3 protein-coding genes and 1 pseudogene are annotated in these 2,779 nt (G+C 74.4%); 3 read left to right on the forward strand and 1 reads right to left on the reverse strand.

Annotated elements, in window-relative coordinates; all coding sequences use genetic code 11:
- Positions 1-451 (reverse strand): annotated as a pseudogene (locus tag ACWCSD_RS51020) (transcriptional regulator); the annotation flags it as partial.
- A gap of 83 nt (positions 452-534) precedes the next feature.
- Here ACWCSD_RS51020 and ACWCSD_RS51025 point away from each other — a divergent pair.
- The 3 genes from ACWCSD_RS51025 to ACWCSD_RS51035 form a co-directional block, all read left to right on the forward strand.
- Entirely contained in the window at positions 535-1,752 is a 1,218-nt protein-coding gene (locus ACWCSD_RS51025) for an MFS transporter (protein ID WP_449926863.1), read from the forward strand.
- Positions 1,749-2,288, forward strand: coding sequence for a DUF892 family protein (locus ACWCSD_RS51030; protein ID WP_352351383.1), 540 nt, complete (start codon positions 1,749-1,751; stop codon positions 2,286-2,288). Before ACWCSD_RS51025 ends, ACWCSD_RS51030 begins: the two co-directional genes overlap by 4 nt.
- Before the next feature lie 57 nt (positions 2,289-2,345).
- On the forward strand, positions 2,346-2,779 hold a 434-nt coding region (locus ACWCSD_RS51035), incomplete at its 3' end, for an FAD-binding oxidoreductase (protein ID WP_449926866.1).

Genomic DNA, 2,779 nt, shown 5'->3' on the forward strand with positions numbered 1-2,779 from the left:
GGCGCCGCGGCCAGGTCGGCAGCACGGTCTCGCGCCACACCCACTCCAGCCGGGCGGCCATGCGTGCGGGCAGGTCGTCGCGGCGCAGCACGGCGGGCACCGGGCCGCCCAGCGATTCGACCAGGTCCGCGCGCGCCTGCTCGGGCGGGGTGTCGCGGACGCTCGCCACCTCTTCCTCGAAGGCCGCCTCGCCCTCTCCCTCGGGCGTGGGCGTGAGGAAGGTCGCGTTCCACGTTCGGCCCAGCGCGGCGCGGACGAGCAGTGCCGTGACCGGGTCGGCGGCCTGCTCGGCGCGGTAGGCGGGCAGGTGGGCGGCCAGCCAGGCGTCCTCGCCGGGATGGGCGGCGACGGCGCGGTCCAGCGTCTTCAGCGCGGCGATCGTCTCGGCCAGCGGCGACAGGACGAACCGGCCGTCCGCGAGCGTGTCCGCGTCGACCTGCCAGAAGCCCACCACGTCCTCCTCGTCCCGGCGTTGTTTCGCGGGTGGGCGAAACAGTAACGCCTGCCGCCGCCGGTCGCGAAGACTGCCGTCCCATGCGCACGTACCGGGACCTGTTCGGCAGGTCCGGATTCACCCCGCTCTTCCTGGTCTCGTCCGGGCAGGTGGCCGGGCAGACGGTGAGCGGGCTCGCCCTCGGCACCCTCGTCTACGCCGACACCGGATCGCCGCTGCTGTCCGGGCTGGCCATGTTCGGCCCGGCGCTCGCCCAGGTGGTGGGCGCGGCCACGCTGCTGTCGGCGGCCGACCGGCTGCCGCCGCGGGCCGCCCTGTCCGGGCTGGCGCTGGCGGCCGCGCTCGGCGCCGCCTTCCTGGCCGTGCCCGGCCTGCTCGTGTGGGGCATGCTCGCCGTCGTGCTGGCCTTCGGCGCGCTGTCCGCGCTCGGCGGCGGCGTCCGGTACGGGCTGCTGAACGAGCTGCTCGACCGGGACGGATACCTGCTCGGCCGGTCGGTGCTCAACATGTCCTCCGGGATCGTGCAGATCGCCGGGTTCGGCGCGGGCGGCGTGCTGGTGACCGTCCTGTCGCCGCGCGGGACGCTGCTCGTCGCGGCGGCCCTCCACCTGGCCGCCGCGCTGGCCGGGCTGGGGCTCGGACGGCGGCGGCCGCGCGCGTCCGGACGGCCCTCACCCGCCGAGACCTGGCGCGACAACGCCCGCCTGTGGTCCGATCGGCCGCGCCGGCACGTCTACCTCGCCCTCTGGCTGCCCAACGGCCTGATCGTCGGCTGCGAGTCGTTGTTCGTGCCGCTCGCGCCGGACCGGGCCGGGCTGCTGTTCGCCTGCGCCGCCGCCGGGATGCTCGCCGGTGACGTGCTGGTCGGCCGGTACGTGCCGCCGCACCGGCGGGCGCGGCTGGTCACGCCGCTGTACCTGCTGCTCGCGCTGCCGTACCTGGTGTTCGTGGCCTACCCGTCGCCGGTGCTGGTCGCGCTCGCCTCGGCCGGGTTCGCCGCCACCCTGCTGCTCCAGGAGCGGCTCATGGCGCTGACGCCCCCCGAGCTGAGCGGGCACGCGCTCGGGCTGCACTCCTCCGGCATGGTCGCCATGCAGGGGCTGGCCGCCGCGCTCGCCGGCGCCCTGGCCGAGCACACCTCGCCCGGCGCGGCCATGGCCGTGCTGGCCGCGACGTCGGCGGCGGTCACGCTCGCGCTGGCCCCCCGCCTGCGGTCCGCCCGTGTCGCAACCCCGGCGCAGGCTCCGGCGAAGTTACCGTTGACCAGGGGAAATCGCCGGGGGAAGGACACATCATGACGCAGACGGACGACTTCGTGCTCGACGTCACCAGGATCCGCGAGCAGGTGCGGCAGAAGATGGACGAGGGCCCGATCACGCAGACCTTCGGCCGCGACCCGGAGAAGGTCATCGAGATCCTCAACGACGTGATCGCCACCGAGGTGGTGTGCTGGCTCAGGTACACCAGGCACGCCATCTCGGCCAAGGGCATCGACCGCGCGCAGGTGGCGGCGGAGTTCACCGAGCACGCCAAGGAGGAGCTGGACCACGCGCTGCGCGCCGCCGAACGCGTCAGCCAGCTCGGCGGCGAGCCGGACTTCGACCCGGCCAAGCTCGTCCAGCGCTCGCACACCGACTACCAGGTGCCCGCAGACACCGATCTGAAGGCGCTGCTGGAGGCCAACCTGTGGGCCGAGCGCATCGTCATCTCCACCTACCAGGAGATCATCCGCTGGCTCGGCGAGGGCGACCCGACCACCCGCCGGCTCATGGAGTCGATCCTGGAAGAGGAGGAGGAGCACGCCGATGACCTCACCGACCTGCTCGGGGTCTAGAACCGGGCTTGGCCCGCCGTTGGGCGCACCGTGAGCGGGCCCGGGTAAGTGCCCGGCATGAAAAGCCTGGTCAACACGCCCGTCACGCACACGCCGCCGTCCCGCGAGATCGACGTCGAGACGCTGAGCCGCCGCCTCGTCGCGGCCGTGGACGGCGAGGTGCGCTTCGACCTGGGCAGCCGCGCCGCCTACGCGCGTGACGCCTCCAACTACCGGCAGGTCCCGATCGGCGTCGTCGTGCCGCGCGACCTGGACGCCGGGGTGGCGGCGGTGGCCGTGTGCCGGTCCAGGGACGTGCCCGTGCTCTCCCGCGGCGGCGGCACCAGCCTGGCCGGGCAGTGCTGCAACGCGGCGGTGGTGATCGACTGGTCCAAGCACTGCGGCGCGGTGGAGTCCGTGGACGCGGCGGGCCGCCGGGTCGTCGTCCAGGCGGGGGCCGTGCTCGACCAGGTGGACCACGAGCTGGCGCCGTACGGGCTGATGGTGGGGCC

The organism is Nonomuraea sp. NPDC001684 (assembly GCF_053596515.1).